The organism is Acidovorax soli (assembly GCF_014207955.1).
Taxonomy (GTDB): domain Bacteria; phylum Pseudomonadota; class Gammaproteobacteria; order Burkholderiales; family Burkholderiaceae_C; genus Acidovorax; species Acidovorax soli_A.
This window is the reverse complement of the sequence record NZ_JACHLK010000001.1, coordinates 308,629-322,782: the sequence shown is the minus strand read 5'-3', so window position 1 is coordinate 322,782 and position 14,154 is coordinate 308,629. Positions and strand designations below refer to the sequence as shown.

The 14,154-nt window shown below is 69.3% G+C and carries 16 protein-coding genes; 10 read left to right on the top strand and 6 right to left on the bottom strand.

The genetic code is table 11. From position 1 onward, the window contains the following. Positions 1-38 precede the first annotated feature (38 nt). Both HNP48_RS01495 and HNP48_RS01490 read left to right on the top strand, forming a co-directional pair. On the top strand, positions 39-821 hold the full coding sequence (locus tag HNP48_RS01495) for an alpha/beta fold hydrolase (RefSeq protein ID WP_184855075.1): 783 nt from the start codon (positions 39-41) through the stop codon (positions 819-821). Next, positions 818-1,873, top strand: a complete 1,056-nt coding sequence (locus tag HNP48_RS01490; RefSeq protein WP_260420046.1) for a M14 family zinc carboxypeptidase — start codon at positions 818-820, stop codon at positions 1,871-1,873. Before HNP48_RS01495 ends, HNP48_RS01490 begins: the two co-directional genes overlap by 4 nt. 33 nt (positions 1,874-1,906) lie before the next feature. Here the strand turns inward: HNP48_RS01490 and HNP48_RS01485 are convergent, their stop codons facing one another. Then, positions 1,907-2,557 carry a TetR/AcrR family transcriptional regulator gene (locus HNP48_RS01485; RefSeq protein ID WP_184855074.1) on the bottom strand — a complete coding sequence of 217 codons (651 nt, stop codon included), beginning with the start codon at positions 2,555-2,557 and terminating at the stop codon, positions 1,907-1,909. An 81-nt stretch (positions 2,558-2,638) separates the two neighbouring features. On the opposite strand from HNP48_RS01485, the gene HNP48_RS01480 reads away from it, so the two are divergent. Then, complete coding sequence (locus HNP48_RS01480) at positions 2,639-3,319, top strand: hypothetical protein (protein WP_184855073.1); 681 nt, start codon at positions 2,639-2,641, stop codon at positions 3,317-3,319. Positions 3,320-3,332: 13 nt separating this feature from the next. Here the strand turns inward: HNP48_RS01480 and HNP48_RS01475 are convergent, their stop codons facing one another. After that, positions 3,333-4,667: a D-amino acid dehydrogenase gene (locus HNP48_RS01475; RefSeq protein WP_184855072.1), complete on the bottom strand. Its 1,335-nt coding sequence runs from the start codon at positions 4,665-4,667 to the stop codon at positions 3,333-3,335. 126 nt (positions 4,668-4,793) lie between these two features. On the opposite strand from HNP48_RS01475, the gene HNP48_RS01470 reads away from it, so the two are divergent. Then, positions 4,794-5,708, top strand: a complete 915-nt coding sequence (locus tag HNP48_RS01470) for a LysR family transcriptional regulator ArgP (protein ID WP_184855071.1) — start codon at positions 4,794-4,796, stop codon at positions 5,706-5,708. 163 nt (positions 5,709-5,871) lie between these two features. Then, positions 5,872-6,486: a TetR/AcrR family transcriptional regulator gene (locus tag HNP48_RS01465; protein WP_184855070.1), complete on the top strand. Its 615-nt coding sequence runs from the start codon at positions 5,872-5,874 to the stop codon at positions 6,484-6,486. 19 nt (positions 6,487-6,505) lie between these two features. Here HNP48_RS01465 and HNP48_RS01460 read toward each other — a convergent pair whose 3' ends face one another. Next, positions 6,506-7,510: an NAD(P)-dependent alcohol dehydrogenase gene (locus HNP48_RS01460; RefSeq protein ID WP_184855069.1), complete on the bottom strand. Its 1,005-nt coding sequence runs from the start codon at positions 7,508-7,510 to the stop codon at positions 6,506-6,508. A gap of 101 nt (positions 7,511-7,611) precedes the next feature. Between HNP48_RS01460 and HNP48_RS01455 the strand changes: the two genes are divergently transcribed. Next, positions 7,612-8,490 (top strand): LysR family transcriptional regulator, encoded by an 879-nt coding sequence (locus HNP48_RS01455; protein WP_184855068.1) that lies wholly within the window; start codon positions 7,612-7,614, stop codon positions 8,488-8,490. A gap of 73 nt (positions 8,491-8,563) precedes the next feature. Here the strand turns inward: HNP48_RS01455 and HNP48_RS01450 are convergent, their stop codons facing one another. The 3 genes from HNP48_RS01450 to HNP48_RS01440 all read right to left on the bottom strand — a co-directional run bounded on the left by HNP48_RS01450 (position 8,564) and on the right by HNP48_RS01440 (position 10,962). Then, on the bottom strand, positions 8,564-8,986 hold the full coding sequence (locus HNP48_RS01450; protein WP_184855067.1) for a universal stress protein: 423 nt from the start codon (positions 8,984-8,986) through the stop codon (positions 8,564-8,566). Between the two features lie 113 nt (positions 8,987-9,099). Then, positions 9,100-9,945, bottom strand: coding sequence for a metallophosphoesterase (locus HNP48_RS01445; protein ID WP_184855066.1), 846 nt, complete (start codon positions 9,943-9,945; stop codon positions 9,100-9,102). Between the two features lie 12 nt (positions 9,946-9,957). Further along, a complete protein-coding gene (locus HNP48_RS01440; protein ID WP_184855065.1) occupies positions 9,958-10,962 on the bottom strand; it encodes a LysR family transcriptional regulator in 1,005 nt (334 codons plus the stop codon). Positions 10,963-11,089: 127 nt separating this feature from the next. Between HNP48_RS01440 and HNP48_RS01435 the strand changes: the two genes are divergently transcribed. The 4 genes from HNP48_RS01435 (at position 11,090) to HNP48_RS01420 (ending at position 14,106) form a co-directional block, all read left to right on the top strand. Further along, positions 11,090-11,515, top strand: a complete 426-nt coding sequence (locus HNP48_RS01435; RefSeq protein WP_184855064.1) for a hypothetical protein — start codon at positions 11,090-11,092, stop codon at positions 11,513-11,515. Between the two features lie 215 nt (positions 11,516-11,730). After that, positions 11,731-12,171: a hypothetical protein gene (locus HNP48_RS01430; RefSeq protein WP_184855063.1), complete on the top strand. Its 441-nt coding sequence runs from the start codon at positions 11,731-11,733 to the stop codon at positions 12,169-12,171. Between the two features lie 308 nt (positions 12,172-12,479). Next, entirely contained in the window at positions 12,480-12,839 is a 360-nt protein-coding gene (locus HNP48_RS01425; protein ID WP_184855062.1) for a YciI family protein, read from the top strand. A gap of 34 nt (positions 12,840-12,873) precedes the next feature. Continuing rightward, on the top strand, positions 12,874-14,106 hold the full coding sequence (locus tag HNP48_RS01420; RefSeq protein ID WP_184855061.1) for an RNA polymerase sigma factor: 1,233 nt from the start codon (positions 12,874-12,876) through the stop codon (positions 14,104-14,106). Positions 14,107-14,154: the final 48 nt, after the last annotated feature.

Below are 14,154 nucleotides of genomic sequence, written 5' to 3'. Positions count from 1 at the left end.
GCCCGCCCCTGCCCTGGCAGGGCTTGCGCAGGATACCCATGGCACTTCTCCCCCATTTCTCCACCCTGGGCAGCGGGCACACCGTGCTCATGCTGCACGACGCCGATGGCGGCCACCTCACCTTTGCACCCCAGGTCGAAACCCTGGCCAGCCTGGGCTACCGCGCCGTGGCCTGGGACATGCCCGGCTATGGCAACAGCGCCCCCATCGAGCCCTATGGCTTCAAGGGCCTGGCCGAAAGCTGCCTGGCGCTGATCGATGCGCTGCAGTGCGGGCCCGTGGCCCTGGTGGGCCACGGCATGGGTGCCATGGTGGCGCTGGAGGTGGCCGTGCGCCAGAGCGCCATGGTGCGCCGCCTGGTGCTGTGCGCCGGTGGCCCGGCACTCGATGCGCAAGCCATGGCGGACTGGGTCGAGCCGCGCCTGGCGGCCCTCGACTCCGCGCCCGACGACATGGCCGCGCTGGCCCAGGCCGTGGTGCCGCAGTTCATTGGCAGTGCAGCCCTGCCCGAAGGCGTGCGCCTGGCCACCCATGCCCTGTCGCAGGTCTACAAGGGGGCGTACCGGCGTGCGCTGCAGGCCCTGTCGACTTTCGACCGCAGTGCCGCGGTGCTGGGCCGGCTGCACATGCCCACCCTGGTCATCGGCGGCGCGCAGGACCGCTGCACGCCGCCAGCGGCCTTGCAGGCCCTGGCCCATGTGCTGCCCGATGCGCGCTACCTGGACCTGCCCGGTGCGGGCCATTGGCCCCAGCTCGAAGACCCCGACGCCTTCGACGGCGCGCTGGCGGATTTCCTGGCCACGACGCGGGTACTGCATTGACCCAGGGCGATTCCTGCACGGCCCCTGCAAGCTCCCGGGGCCTGGCCTGGCGGGGGTCGGTGCTGGCCGGCACCGTGCTCGTTGCCCTGGCGGCGGGCGGCCTGTGGATTGCCCCGCGCGCCGAGGTGGAGCGGGGGACGACCGTGCCGCGGGCGGCCCCATCCGTGCAGGTGCTCCAGGCCCCTGCGGCCGGGCCGCCTGCTGCTGCAGCAGTGCCTGTGGCTCCCGCGTCCGCCGCACCCGTGGCGAAGGCCGTGCCCGAGGGCCCCGAGGCCTGCGCGCTGTTTCTGGCACGCCTGCCCAGCGTCTCGCGCGCGCAGTGCGAGGAGGCGCAGCTCCGGCCCAGCGGTGCCGTCTCGGCGCATGGCGTGCCGCTGTTCTGGCGCGATGTGCCGGCACCGGTCGCGCAGGGCACCACCGAGGCGCCACTGCGCGTACTGATCGCGGGTGCCATCCATGGCGACGAACTCACGGCCGCGGCGCTGGCGCTGCGCTGGATCGCGCTGGCCGAGCAGGCTGGCCGGCCCGTGCACTGGCGCTTCATCCCCGTGCTCAACCCCGATGGCCTGTTGGCCCGGCCCGCCACGCGCACCAATGGCCGGGGCGTGGACCTGAACCGCAACTTCCCCACGCCGGGCTGGGAAAAGGATGCGCCGCTGTACTGGGACAAGCGCACCCGGCGCGACCCGCGGCGCTTTCCCGGCCACGCGGCGCTGTCGGAGCCCGAATCGCAGTTTCTGCATGCCCAGATGGCGGCCTTCCGGCCGCACCTGATCGTGAGCATCCATGCGCCCTACGGCGTGCTCGATTTCGACGGCCCGCTGTCACCACCCGAGCGGCTGGGCCGGCTGTGGCTGGACCAGGTAGGCATCTTCCCGGGGTCGCTGGGCAACTACGGCGGTGTGCACCGCGGCATGCCCGTGGTCACCATCGAGTTGCCCCATGCGCTGAACATGCCTCCCGATGCCGAGGTGCGCTCCATGTGGCGCGACCTGCTGCGCTGGATGGGCGAGCACTGGCCCGAGGCGCTGGCGCCCGAACCCAAGCCTTGAAGCGGGCCGCCGCGGGGGGCTCGGTGGCTGCCGTCATGGAGCCCTCTGCGCCCCTGACTGCTGGGCGGCGCCTGGGACCAGGCTGGCCAGGCACAGTTCCACCAGCGCCTGTTCGAACTCCGGGCTGTCGAGCAAAGGCGACTGTTCCAGCGAAGCGGCGCGGACTGCGCCCATGAAAGAGCGGGTGAGCACGAACAACTGGGCGGGCGTGGGGGGCGCAAGCTGGTGGTCGTGCGCCATGCGCTGCAGGTGCAACGCCAGCCGTTCGCTCGCACCGCGCACGGAGACGAGCATGGAGGCGCGGTAGTCCAGCTGCCATGACAGGCGGGCCAGGGCACGCCCCTGCGGCGCCCCGGCGCCAAAGGCCTGCAGGTAGTGGCGCACGTAGCGGCGCACCTGCTGCCCGGGTGTCCAGCTTTCGGCACGGGCCTGGGCCAGCAGCGCATCCAGTTCCAGCATCACGCGGTCGCAGTGCTGGTCGAGCATGGCCGAGAGAATCGCTTCCTTGCTGGGAAAGTACTGGTAGAGCGAGCCGACCGACACGCCGGCCGTCTCCGCGATGCGGTTGGTGGTGAGGCCTGCTTCGCCCTGGGTGGCCACGATGCGCGCGACCGCCTCGAAGATGGCGTCCACGGTGAACTGGGAGCGCTCCTGTCGAGGGGTGCGGCGGGGGGTGGCAGGCATGGGCAAATGTGAGCGCAAGGCGAGTAGGCGGCAAGGGGGCCGGTGAATATCCTAGCGCTGTCGATCCGAGGAGCAGCCACCGTGCCAGAACAGCCCATCCGTCCAGCCGCACCCCATGCCGCCGCACCAGCCTGGCACCGGCGCCTGCCGCTGCGCACCCTGCACCGCACCAGTGCCAAGCTGCTGGCCTTGTTCATTGTCCTGCATCTGGCCGGGCACCTGGCCGGCCTGGCAGGGGTGGCGGCGCACCAGTCGGTGCTGGAGGCCCTGCGCCTGGCGTATCGGCAACCCGTGGTCGAGGCGCTGCTGCTGGGCTGCGTGGTGTTCCAGGCCGGCAGTGGCCTGGGCTTGCTGTGGCGGGGGCGGGCCCGGTGCCAGGGGGCTATCGATTGGCTGCAGAGGCTGTCGGGCGCCTATCTGGGCCTTTTTCTGGCGATCCACGTGGGTGCGGTGCTTCAGGGCCGCGCCCAGGGGTTGGACACCAACCTGCATTTCGCGGCGGCAGGCATGCAGGTGCCGCCCTGGCCGTGGTTCTTTGGTCCCTATTACTTTCTGGCGGTCTCCGCGCTGGGCGCCCATGTGGGCTGTGCGCTCTACTGGAATCTGTCCCCTGCGGTACGCGCCCGGGCGCTGGCACTGTCGGTGCTGGCGGGCCTGCTGCTGGCGGCATGCCTGGTTGCGCTGCTGGCGGGCGGGTTCCATGCACTGGAGGTTCCGCCCCGCTACCTCGCCCCTTTCGCCGCTGCCACCGGCAAGACCTGACCGAAGCCGGCGGTCACGCTGCCTGGGTCGCCATGCGGAGTCTGCCCCGCTCCATGCCGTAGAAGCCGAAATCCATCGTCGGCACCTGGCCGCTGATCAGCTCGGCCAGGGCCTTGCCTGAGCCCGCGCCGTGCGTCCAGCCCAGCGTGCCGTGGCCCGCATTGACCCAGAGCTTGCCCAGGCGCGTGCGGCCGATGAAGGGGATGTTGGTCGGCGTGGCGGGGCGCAGGCCGGTCCAGTACTGCGGGTTGCCACCCTGCTCGGGCGTGCGCGTGTCGGCCACGCCGGGCAGGATCTCCTCAATGCGGCGCGACAGCATGTGGCAGCGCGCCTTGGCCACCGGCGAGTCGAGCGAGAGGTCGTAGCCCCCCAGTTCGATGGTGCCGGCCACGCGCAGCACATTGCCCAGGCGGCTCATGGCGATCTTGCGGCCATCGTCGATGGTGGAGACCGAGGGTGCGGCTTCGGGCTTGAGCAGCGGGAAGGTGGCGCTGTAGCCCTTGCCGGGGTAGATCGGCAGGTCCACGCCCACGGTGCGCAGCAGCGGCGCGCTGTAGGAGCCGCAGGCCACCACGACCGCATCGGCCTTGAGCAGAAAGTCCTTCTTGAGCCCGCTCGCGGCACGCGGCATCACGGCCACGGAGTCGATGGCATCGCCGATCTTGTTCAGGCGCAGCACGTCGTGGCCGTAGAGGAACTGCGCGCCGCGCTCGGCGCAGCGCCGCGCCAGGGCCTGGGTGAAGACGCGCGCGTCGCCGCTCTCGTCGGTGCTGGTGTAGGTGCCGCCTGTGATGTGCTCGCCATAGGCCTTGAACGCCGGCTCGATCTGCAGCAGTTCTTCGCGGCTCACCAGGCGGCGCTGCACGCCGTGGCGGCGCATCAGTTCCACCGCGTGGCCGGCATCGTCGAAGGACTTCTGGTCGGTGTAGAAATGGGCGATGCCGCGTTCGAGCCGGTTGTACTCGATGCCGGTGGTGGCCACCAGTTCCTTGAGCGCGGCATGGCTGTAGGCGCCCAGCGCCACGATCTGCTGCACATTGCGCTCGAAGGCCGTGTCATTGCACTGGGCCAGGAACTTCAGGCCCCAGCGCCATTGCTCCCAGTCGAGCTGGGGGCGGAACAGCAGCGGCGCCTCCTTGTCGAACATCCACTTGAGCGCCTTGAGCGGAGCCTCGCGGTTGGCCCAGGGCTCGCAGTAGCTCACCGAGATCTGCGCCGCGTTGGCGAAGCTGGTCTCCAGCGCCGCATCGGGCTGGCGGTCGACCACGATGACCTCGTGGCCCCGCTCAAGCAGGTGCCACGCGGTGCTGATGCCGATGATGCCGGCGCCCAGGATGATGGTTTTCATGGATGGCAGTGTGATCCACATTGCGTTCTACTAAAAGCAAAATTAAACTCAATCCAAACGCATCAGTCTGTCTAATGCAGTGACCGCCCACAAGGCGCCCACTGCACCGTTTGCCGAGAGCCCGCCATGAGCACCTATGACCCCGCCGCCCTGGAATGCCTTGCCGCCATCGTCGAAGAGGGCGGCTTCGAGCGCGCCGCCCAGCGCCTGAACGTCACCCAGTCGGCGGTGTCGCAGCGCCTGCGCGCGCTGGAGGCCCAGGTGGGCTCGGTGCTCATCGTGCGCAGCCGGCCGCTGCGGCCGACCTCGGCGGGGCAGTTGCTGCTCAAGCACACCAAGCAGATGCGCCTCTTGCGCGCCGACCTGGAGCGCGATCTGCAGGAGCTGGCCCCGAGCGCGCCCGGGGCCACGCGCGAGGACGAGCGCATCTCCATCGCCATCAATGCCGACAGCATCGCCACCTGGGCCATGGGCGCGCTGCACGAGCTGGTGGGCCAGCGCCTGCCGCTCGAAATCATCGTGGACGACCAGGACTTCACGCAGGAGTGGCTGCGCTCGGGCCAGGTGCTGGGCTGCGTCACCACGCTCAAGCAGGCGCTGCGCGGCTGCAAGATGGTGCCGCTCGGGGCCATGCGCTATGTGGCCGTGGCCTCGCGCGACTTTGCCGCCAGGCACCTGCCGCACGGGCTCACGCCGCACAACTTCCGCGAGGTGTCCTTCCTCTCGTTCAACCGCAAGGACGACATGGCGGCCGAGTTCGTGGCGCGCGGCTTCGGGCTCAAGCGCGTGGCGCTGAACCACCTGTTCGTGCCCAGCACCGAGGGCCAGATGCGTGCGGTGGCCGCGGGCTGGGCCGTCGGCGTGGTGCCCGAGCTGCTCGCGCGCGGGCCCGTGGCGGACGGCAGCATGATCGACCTGGCGCCCGGCCACGCCCTGCCTATCCAGCTGTACTGGCACTGCTGGAACCTGGAATCGGTGGTGCTGGATGCACTGACCGCCGCCCTCACCAGCACGGCCGCCAAGACGCTGACCCAGCCCTGAATGGTGCGCCTCAAGCGGTAAAAGCCGTCAACAGGGGGTAACCCGCACGAAATGGCTTCCCCTCAATGGGGCGGCACGATTCCTGCAGACTAAAACGTGAACGACGTAGTTGCAAAGCAACTTTGTCATTTATTTTTTTACTGCAATGTATAAGATGTTGGGCATGTCCACCTTGCAACCAAAAGTTTCCTTCAAGGAGCAGATGCACCAGGCCCGCGAGGGAGCCATCCTCCAGTCGGCCTGCCGGCTGCTGGGCGAGAAGGCCTTCGACGCCATGACCATGGACGATGTCGCCAACGCGGTGGGCATCGCCAAGGCCAGCCTGTACAAGCACTTCTGCAGCAAGGAAGAGCTGTGCAGCGCCGCGATGGTGCAGATCCTGGAGCGCGTGCATGTCTACCTGTCTGCGCTGCCGGCCGAGCAGCCCGCGCACGAGAAGCTGCGGGCGCTGGTGCGCTGGTCGCTGGAGCGCCTGCTGACCAACGAGATGCCGCTCCTGCCCAGCCGCAATTCCTCGCTGCGCGCGGTGCTCATGGCCAACAACGACTACCTGGACCGTCTGGTCAAGGTCAGCGACCAGATCGGCGAATGGATCACCGAGGCCCAGGCGCAGGGCGTGATCAACCCCACGCTGCCGCCGCTGGTGGTGCTCTACACCCTGTACGCGCGCGCCTGCGACCCGGTGGTGACCTTCCTCAAGGAGAGCGGCCAGTACTCCGACGCCGAGATCGTCGACCTGGTGCTGCGCACCTGCTTCGACGGGCTGGTTGCACGCTGACCCCAGGCGCCTTGCGCCCTCAGTGCGCAATGGCCAACTTGCCGAAATGCTGTCCGCCCGCTGCAAGGTGGGCATAGGCCTCGCGGGTGTCGCCAAGGCCGAAGACACGGTCGATGACCGGCACGATGCGGTGCGCTGCAATCGCCCGCGCGGCCTCGGCCAGATCGGCCACCGAGCCGGTGTTGTTGCCCACCACGCGCAGCGCCTTGACGATGACCGGCAGCAGGTCCACCGGGGCCGAGGTCCCGCCCACGAAACCCACCGTGAACACCGTGCCTCCCATGGCCGCGGCCTGCAGTGAGCGCGCGATCGTGGCCGCACCCACAGCCTCCACGACCAGGTCGGCGCCGTGCCCTGCGGTGAGTTCCCGCACCTTCTCATCCCAGGCCGGCGTGGCGCGGTAGTTGATGAGGTGGTCCGCGCCGAGCCGGCGCGCGCGCTCGAGCTTCTCCTCGGACGAGGAGGCCAGGATCACGGTCGCACCCGAGGCCTTGGCGAACTGCAGCGCAAAGATGCTCACACCCCCCGTTCCCAGCAGCAGGACCACCGAGCCGGGCCGCACCGCGGCCGCGCGCATGGCGTTCCAGGCGGTGGTCGCGGCGATGGGCAGCGCCGCGCCCTGCACAAAGTCCAGGTGCGCCGGCAGGGCCACCAGGCTCGTGGCCGGCAAGGCCACGTATTCGGCGAGCGATCCGGGCAGGGTGAGCCCGCGCATGGCGGCCACATGGCGCGGCGTGATGGCGCCGCCCAGCCAATGCGGCATGAAATGCGGCACCACGCGGTCGCCCAGTGCCAGGCCGGTCACGCCTGCGCCGAGCGCGGCGACCTCGCCCGCGCCATCGGCCACCGGCACCATGGGGAAGGCCGGTGCGGGAAAGCCGCCGGTGGCCACGGCCACGTCCAGGTAGTTCAGCGCGGCGGCGCGCAAGCGCACCAGCACCTCGCCCGGCCCCGCCACCGGGTCGGGCAGGGTGGTCGTGCGCAAGGCGGTGAGCGAAGGGGCGGTCAGTTCAATGGCTTTCATGGGGGTCTTGGGGAAGCAAGGGGAATGGCCGTCAGTGTGATTTCAAATGCACAAGGGATAAACTGCCAGAAACTTGATTGATTTAAAAGTAGGGGTGTGTAATGGATGTGTTCGACAGCATGCGGGTCTACGTGCTGGCGGTCGAAAAAGGCAGCCTCAGCGCGGCGGCGCTGGCCTGCGGCATCTCGGCCACCATGGCGGGCAACCACCTGCGCACACTGGAGAAGCGGCTGGGCATGCAGCTGCTGCAGCGCACGACCCGGCGCCAGCACCTCACGCCGTTCGGCCAGGACTACTACACGCGTTGCAAGGAGATCCTGCGCCTGGTGGCCGAGACCGATGCCCAGGCGCAGAACCAGCAGCTCGCCCCGGCGGGCCGGCTGCGGGTGACGGTGCCCGTCACCTTCGGTACCGAAGCCCTGATGCCGGCGCTGCCCGCCTACCTGGAGCGCTATCCCGAGGTCAGCCTCGATGTGTCGCTGTCCGACCGGGTGGTGGACCTGGTGGAGGAGGGGTTCGAGGCCGCGGTGCGCGTCGGCGAGCTGCCGGATTCGGGGCTCATTGCCCAGGCGTTGGCCCCGTACCGGCTGATGGTCTGCGCCTCGCCCGCCTACCTGGAGCGCCGCGGCATGCCCCTGCAGCCGCAGGACCTGGGCCAGCACGAATGCCTGTGCTTCGCGCCCACCGCCCTCACGCACTGGCGCATCGGGGACGGGGAGGGGGCGAGCCGGGTCCCGGTCTCGGGCCGCTTGCAGGTCAACCAGGGGCAGGCGCTGCGCGTGGCGGCCGTGCACGGCCTGGGCATCGTGCTGCAGCCAGCCATCCTGCTGGAAGCGGAGGTGCGGGCCGGGCGCCTGGTACAGCTGTTCCCCCACCATGAACTGCCCGCGCGGCCGATGAACGTGGTCTACCTGCCGGACCGCTACCGCTCGCCCAAGCTGCGCAGCTTTGTGGACTTCGTGGTCGAGCGCTTCCGCTGACCGCGAGAATCAGGGCCCGCACGCAAAAACGCCCGGCGTACCGGGCGTTCCTCAGGGCGTGGTGCGCAAGGGCTCAGCGCACCAGCAGCACCGGCACCTTGCAATGGGCCAGCACCTGCGTGGTGACCGAACCCATGACCAGCGTGGCCAGCGCGCCGTGGCCGTGCGAGCCCATCACCAGCAGGTCGTAGCGGCCCGAATCCGCCACCTTGGAGATGGTCTCGCCGACGGCGCCGACCTTGACGATGCGCTTGGGCTGCACGCCCTGGCGGGCCAGGAACTTGGCCACCGGGGCCAGGATCTTCTCGGCTTCTTCGGCGTGGTAGGCATCGGCGGCCTCCTTGCCCAGGGCGGCACGCGCCCGGGGGGGCAGGGGCGCCTGCACGGTCAGCACCGAGTAATCGTGCTTGGGGCCCAGCAGCTCCTCGTGCGCGGCAAGGTAGGCGAGCATTTTCTTGGTATAGGTGCTGCCGTCGACAGCGAGCAGGATGTTCATTCGGATTCTCCTAGTTGGTATGACAGACCGTAACGCGCGCGGGTGCTTGTTGTCTTGACCTGGATCATGCTTTTCATCCTGCGCCTGGCGAAGGGCGGCCCTTCGCCAGGCCATCATACGGTGACGCAGTAGCGCGGCCGGAAGCTGTCCTGTTCCCCGTTGCGGGCATAGCCCAGCGGGTTGGCCACCACGCGGCATTGCCAGGGGCTGCCATCGGCACGCACACCCTCGGCGAGGTAGTCGCTGGGCGAGTGCAGGTGGCCGTGGATCCACAGCCGGGCCCCGGGCAGCAGGTCGTCGAGCACATTGCAGAACCCCGCCGTGCCCGGCACCACGCCGTAGCGCGGATCGGCGCTGCGAAGGCTGGGCGCGAAGTGGGTGATGGCCACCGTGGTGCCCTCGTAGGGCGTGGCCAGCGCCTCGCGCAGCCACTGCTCACAGACCAGGGCGTGCTCGCGCATGGGCTCGGCCAGAAAGGGTGCGCCATCCTTGGTGCCGGCCATCTTGTTCAGGTAGTAGTTGGCGGCTCGAAAGGCCTTCTCGCGCAGCTTGAGGCGGCGCGCGAGGTCGGTCGCCTGTTCGCCATCGGCCAGCGCGTCGTAGTTGGCCCACAGGGTGGTGGCCACGAAGCGCACGCCATCCATCACCAGGGTCTCGCGTTCCAGCATGCGGATGCCCAGGCGCTCGCAGGTGGCACGCAGGCGCGCATGGGCGGTGTCGAAGTCGAGCGCGTCGTATTCGTGGTTGCCCGGCACATAGAGCACCGGCGTGGGCCAGCCCGCGAACTGCGGCAGCGGCGAAAAGCGCGCCAGGCCGAAGTCCGGGTCCTGCATGTCGCCGCCCTCCTGGTAGGACCCGATGTCGCCGGCCAGCACCAGCAGGTCGGCGTCCGGCGCCGGCTCGGGCATGAAATCGGGGTTGGCTTCGAGGTGCAGGTCGGAGAGGATCTGGATGCGCATGGACCTCGGAGTCTAAGGTGTTGCGCTGCCTGGTGCATGCACCGGGTGGCCCGGCTCATCGTGCGGAAAGGCGCGCCGCGCGGCGCGCGCCAGCGCCGACAGCAGCCAGCCCTTGGCGGCTTCCTGGGTGCTGTTGCGCCGCCACAGTGCGTCCACGTGCACGGGCGGCACGTCGAAGGGCAGGGAGCGCTGCACCAGGGCGCCCGAGATGCCGGTCACCGGTACGAAGTGGCGCGGCAGCACGGTGAGCATGTCCGAGCCCGAGACCACGCGGCCCGCGGTGAAGAACTGGTTCACCGTGAGCACCACGCGCCGCCGGCGCCCGAGCGAGGCCAGGGCCTCGTCGATGAAGCCGAAGGGCCGGCCCGAAAAACTCACCAGCATGTGGCGCGCTTCGCAGTAGGCGTCCAGCGTGAGCGGGGTGTCGGCCAGCGGGTGGCCCTGGCGCATCACGCACATGTACTCGCTGTCGTACAGGCGCCGGCTCTCGAACGAGACCATGCCGCCCGACTGCGCGCGCGCCGTGAGGTCGGCCAGCACGGCCGGGAAGTAGCCCACGGCCATGTCGGCGGCCTCCTCTTCGAGCAGGCGGCGCGGGTCGCGCGTGGTCAGGGGCACCACACGCACCGCGATGCCGGGGGCTTCGTGCTCCAGGATCTCGACCAGGCCCGGCACCAGGGTGGCCCCGGTGGCATCGGCCATGGCCAGCACGAAGGTCGATTCGGCCGTGGCCGGGTCGAAGCGGCCAGGCGCCAGCGATTCCTGCAGTTGTGTGAGGGCGTCACGGATGGGCGGCCACAGCGCCAGGGCCCGGGGGGTGGGCTCCACGCCCTGGCCGCTGCGCACCACCAGGTCGTCGCCCAGCACCTCGCGCAGGCGGCGCATGGCGTTGCTCACGGCCGGCTGGGTCAGCGCGAGCTTGTTCGCGGCCTTGGTCAGGCTGCGCTCGGCCATGACCTCGTCAAAGACCCTGAGCAGGTTCAGGTCGAGCGAGCGGAAGTTCAGGCGCTGGGGCATGGTGGCAATTCATCACGGATGTGAATACCAATGATTCAACATATAAATTTGAAAGACCAAAGGGTAAACCCTAGGATTGCGCCATCGCCCGGCAATGTCGCCACAAGCGCTGAACAAGGGAACCGAAATGACCAATTTTGTACACGTGGACTATCCAACCGAACATCCTGGTGTCGTGCGCGCCGAAAACGCCGCTGCCGCCCTCAAGGGCATTGCCGCCGGCTTCGACAGCGCCCGGGGCGCTGCCTCCCTGATGCTGGCCGCCGTGGTCTCTGGCCTGCTGGTGCTGGCCAACCAGGTGGTCGACCGCTGGACCGACGGCCACCTGCTGTCGGCCTGGATCGTGCTGTGGCTGGTGGCCTTTGCGGCCCTGGCCCTGCTGTCCGCTCCTGCTCGCCGTGCCGGCCTGGCCGTGCGCGCCGGCTTCGCCCGCTGGGCCGAAAGCCAGCGCCATGCCGCTGAAGACCGCCGCACCTGGCAGGTCGCCCTGCGCGATCCGCGCATCATGGCCGAACTGAACCACGGCCTGACCGACCTGCGCAAGTTCTACTGAGCCCGCGTGCCTGCTTCAAGGCAGGCGGGGTTCGGACATCCAAGCCGTGGCATGCCACGGCTTTTTTTGTGCCCGTCTGCCGGGGAATCCGAAGATACATCACTGCGATGAATGACGGTAATTCAAGATATAAACTTGATAACACATGGGGTAAACCCTAAGATTCAGTCACTCGCCCGGCAATGTCGCCACAAGCGCTGTAAAGGGGAAACCAAATGACCAGTTTTGCACACGTTGACTATCCAACCGAACATTCGGGCGTGATCCGCGCCCAGAACGCCGCTGCGGCCATCAAGGGCATCGCATCCGGCTTTGACAGCTCCCGTGGCGCCGCCTCCCTCCTGCTCGCCGCCATCGTCTCCGCCCTGCTGGTGGTGGCCAACCAGGTGATCGACACCTGGAGCGAAGGCCACCTGCTGGCCGCCTGGATGCTGCTGTGGGTGGTGGCCTTTGCCGCCCTGGCCCTGCTGTCGGGCCCCGCACGCCGCGCCGCTGCCGCACTGCGCGCCGGTTTTGCCGGCTGGGCCGAAAGCCGCCGCCGCGCTGCCGAAGACGAGCGCACCTGGCAGGTCGCCATCCGCGACCCGCGCATCATGGCCGAGCTGAACCACGCCATGGGCGTGCGCACGGTGAACGATCTGCGCGCCCTCTACTGAGCTGCCGTCTGCCGGCCCGCCGCGTGGCGGATCGGGGAACCCCGACAAAAAGCCGTGGCTGTGCCACGGCTTTTTTCTTGGGCGCTCGCGAGCCCCCTGTCCGGTGGCCTGTTCCCTGGGCGAATTTCCTGCGTGGCTGGATGGGGGACAGACTCCGGACCTGGTGGGATGCGGAAGGGACAAAATAATCGGCGCGCATGTCGAAAAAGCTGCTGCGACAGCGTCCTTGGTGCACCACAACCTCTGGCGTGCCGAGCGGCATCGAGCGGTTGCGGATTCCTGATGTCCACCCTTTTCAAGGAACCACCATGAAATACATGCTCCTGATCTACAGCGACCCCCAGCGCGAGCCCACCTACGGCACGCCCGAGTTCCAGGCCATGATGGCCGGCTACTTCGCGCTCACCGCCAGGCTGCGGGACGATGGCGTCCTCATCGCCGGCGACGGCTTGCAGGGCGTGGAGACTGCCACCTCGCTGCGCATCCGCGGCGGCAAGGTGGAAACCATGGACGGCCCCTTCGCCGACACCAAGGAGCACCTGGGCGGCTACTACGTGATCGAGGTCGCCGACCTGGACGCGGCCCTGAAATATGCCCAGACCGTGCCCTCGGCGAGCTACGGCACCATCGAGGTGCGGCCGCTGATGGTCTACGACACGCCGGCCTGAGCGACCCGGCCTTCCCCCCAGCGGGCCACTGCCGATGAAAACACCCGCCTCCCGAGCCCTCGCCATCACCCAGGCCCTCGACCGGCTGGCGCGCGAGGAACGGGGGCGGCTGCTGTCGGCACTGATCGCCCGGCTCCAGGACTTCCAGCTGGCCGAGGATGCGCTTCAGGACGCCATGGAATCCGCCGTGACCCACTGGGGCCGTTCCGGCATCCCGTCGTCGCCCCTGGGCTGGTTGCTGCGCGTGGCCTACCGCAAGGCGCTGGACCGCATCCGCAGCCGCAGGACGGCCGACCGGGCGGGCGACAGCCTGCTCGTGCTGGCGGGCGGCGAGGCCTATGAGGCCGAAACCGACGAGATCCCGGACGAACGCCTGCGCCTGGTCTTCACCTGCTGCCACCCGGCGCTGGAGCAGAAGTCGCAGGTGGCGCTCACGCTGCGCGTGGTCGCCGGGCTGTCCACGGCGCAGATCGCCCGGGCCTTTCTCGACCAGGAGACCACGATGGGCCAGCGCCTGTCGCGGGCCAAGGCCAAGATCGCCGCGGCACGCATCCGCTACGCGGTGCCGGAGCCGGCCGAATGGCCCGAGCGCCTGGCCGCCGTGCTCGCGGTCATCTACCTGGTCTTCAATGCGGGCTACTCGGCGGGGCCCCAGGCGGGGAGCGACCTGGCCCAGGAAGCCTTGTACCTGTGCGCGCTGCTCGACCGGCTGCGCCCTGGCGAGGCCGAGATCGAGGGCTGCCTGGCCCTGCTGCTGATCAGCCATGCGCGGCGTGCGGCCCGCACGGACGTTGGCGGCCAGACCATCCCCCTGGGCCGGCAGCAACGTGCCCTGTGGAAGAGGGACGAGATTGCAGCAGGCGTGGCGGTGCTGGAGCGGGCACTGGCCCGGCGCACCCTGGGGCCCTACCAGCTCAAGGCGGCCATTGCGGCCTGCCACTCCGAGGGTGCGCAGTCGGACTGGGCACAGATTGCCCTGCTCTACGACCGCCTGCTGGTCCATGAGCCCACGCCGGTGGTGCGCCTGAACCGGGCCGTGGCCCATGCCGAAGCCGGCGCGCTGGATGCGGCCCTGGCCGAACTGGAGGACCTTGCGCCGGGCCTGCAGGACTACCAGCCTTTCTTTGCCGCGCAGGCGGAGCTGCTGGTGCGCAAGGGCCTGCATGCCCGGGCCCGGGCGGCCTACGAGAGGGCGCTGGCGCTGGCACCTTCAGAGGCCGATGCCGCGTGGCTGGCGTCGCGCATGCGAGACATCCCCGGGCCCTGATCCGGAGGCGCGGGCATGAAAAAGCCGCCCGGACCGTGCGATCGGGGC

Excerpts from the sequence above, each read along its gene's own strand:
- HNP48_RS01495 (WP_184855075.1), top strand. The coding sequence starts at position 39 with ATGGCACTTCTCCCCCATTTCTCCACCCTGGGCAGCGGGCACACCGTG.
- HNP48_RS01485 (WP_184855074.1), bottom strand. The coding sequence starts at position 2,557 with ATGCCTGCCACCCCCCGCCGCACCCCTCGACAGGAGCGCTCCCAGTTC.
- HNP48_RS01475 (WP_184855072.1), bottom strand. The coding sequence starts at position 4,667 with ATGAAAACCATCATCCTGGGCGCCGGCATCATCGGCATCAGCACCGCG.
- HNP48_RS01470 (WP_184855071.1), top strand. The coding sequence starts at position 4,794 with ATGAGCACCTATGACCCCGCCGCCCTGGAATGCCTTGCCGCCATCGTC.
- HNP48_RS01465 (WP_184855070.1), top strand. The coding sequence starts at position 5,872 with ATGTCCACCTTGCAACCAAAAGTTTCCTTCAAGGAGCAGATGCACCAG.
- HNP48_RS01460 (WP_184855069.1), bottom strand. The coding sequence starts at position 7,510 with ATGAAAGCCATTGAACTGACCGCCCCTTCGCTCACCGCCTTGCGCACG.
- HNP48_RS01455 (WP_184855068.1), top strand. The coding sequence starts at position 7,612 with ATGGATGTGTTCGACAGCATGCGGGTCTACGTGCTGGCGGTCGAAAAA.
- HNP48_RS01450 (WP_184855067.1), bottom strand. The coding sequence starts at position 8,986 with ATGAACATCCTGCTCGCTGTCGACGGCAGCACCTATACCAAGAAAATG.
- HNP48_RS01445 (WP_184855066.1), bottom strand. The coding sequence starts at position 9,945 with ATGCGCATCCAGATCCTCTCCGACCTGCACCTCGAAGCCAACCCCGAT.
- HNP48_RS01440 (WP_184855065.1), bottom strand. The coding sequence starts at position 10,962 with ATGCCCCAGCGCCTGAACTTCCGCTCGCTCGACCTGAACCTGCTCAGG.
- HNP48_RS01435 (WP_184855064.1), top strand. The coding sequence starts at position 11,090 with ATGACCAATTTTGTACACGTGGACTATCCAACCGAACATCCTGGTGTC.
- HNP48_RS01430 (WP_184855063.1), top strand. The coding sequence starts at position 11,731 with ATGACCAGTTTTGCACACGTTGACTATCCAACCGAACATTCGGGCGTG.
- HNP48_RS01425 (WP_184855062.1), top strand. The coding sequence starts at position 12,480 with ATGAAATACATGCTCCTGATCTACAGCGACCCCCAGCGCGAGCCCACC.
- HNP48_RS01420 (WP_184855061.1), top strand. The coding sequence starts at position 12,874 with ATGAAAACACCCGCCTCCCGAGCCCTCGCCATCACCCAGGCCCTCGAC.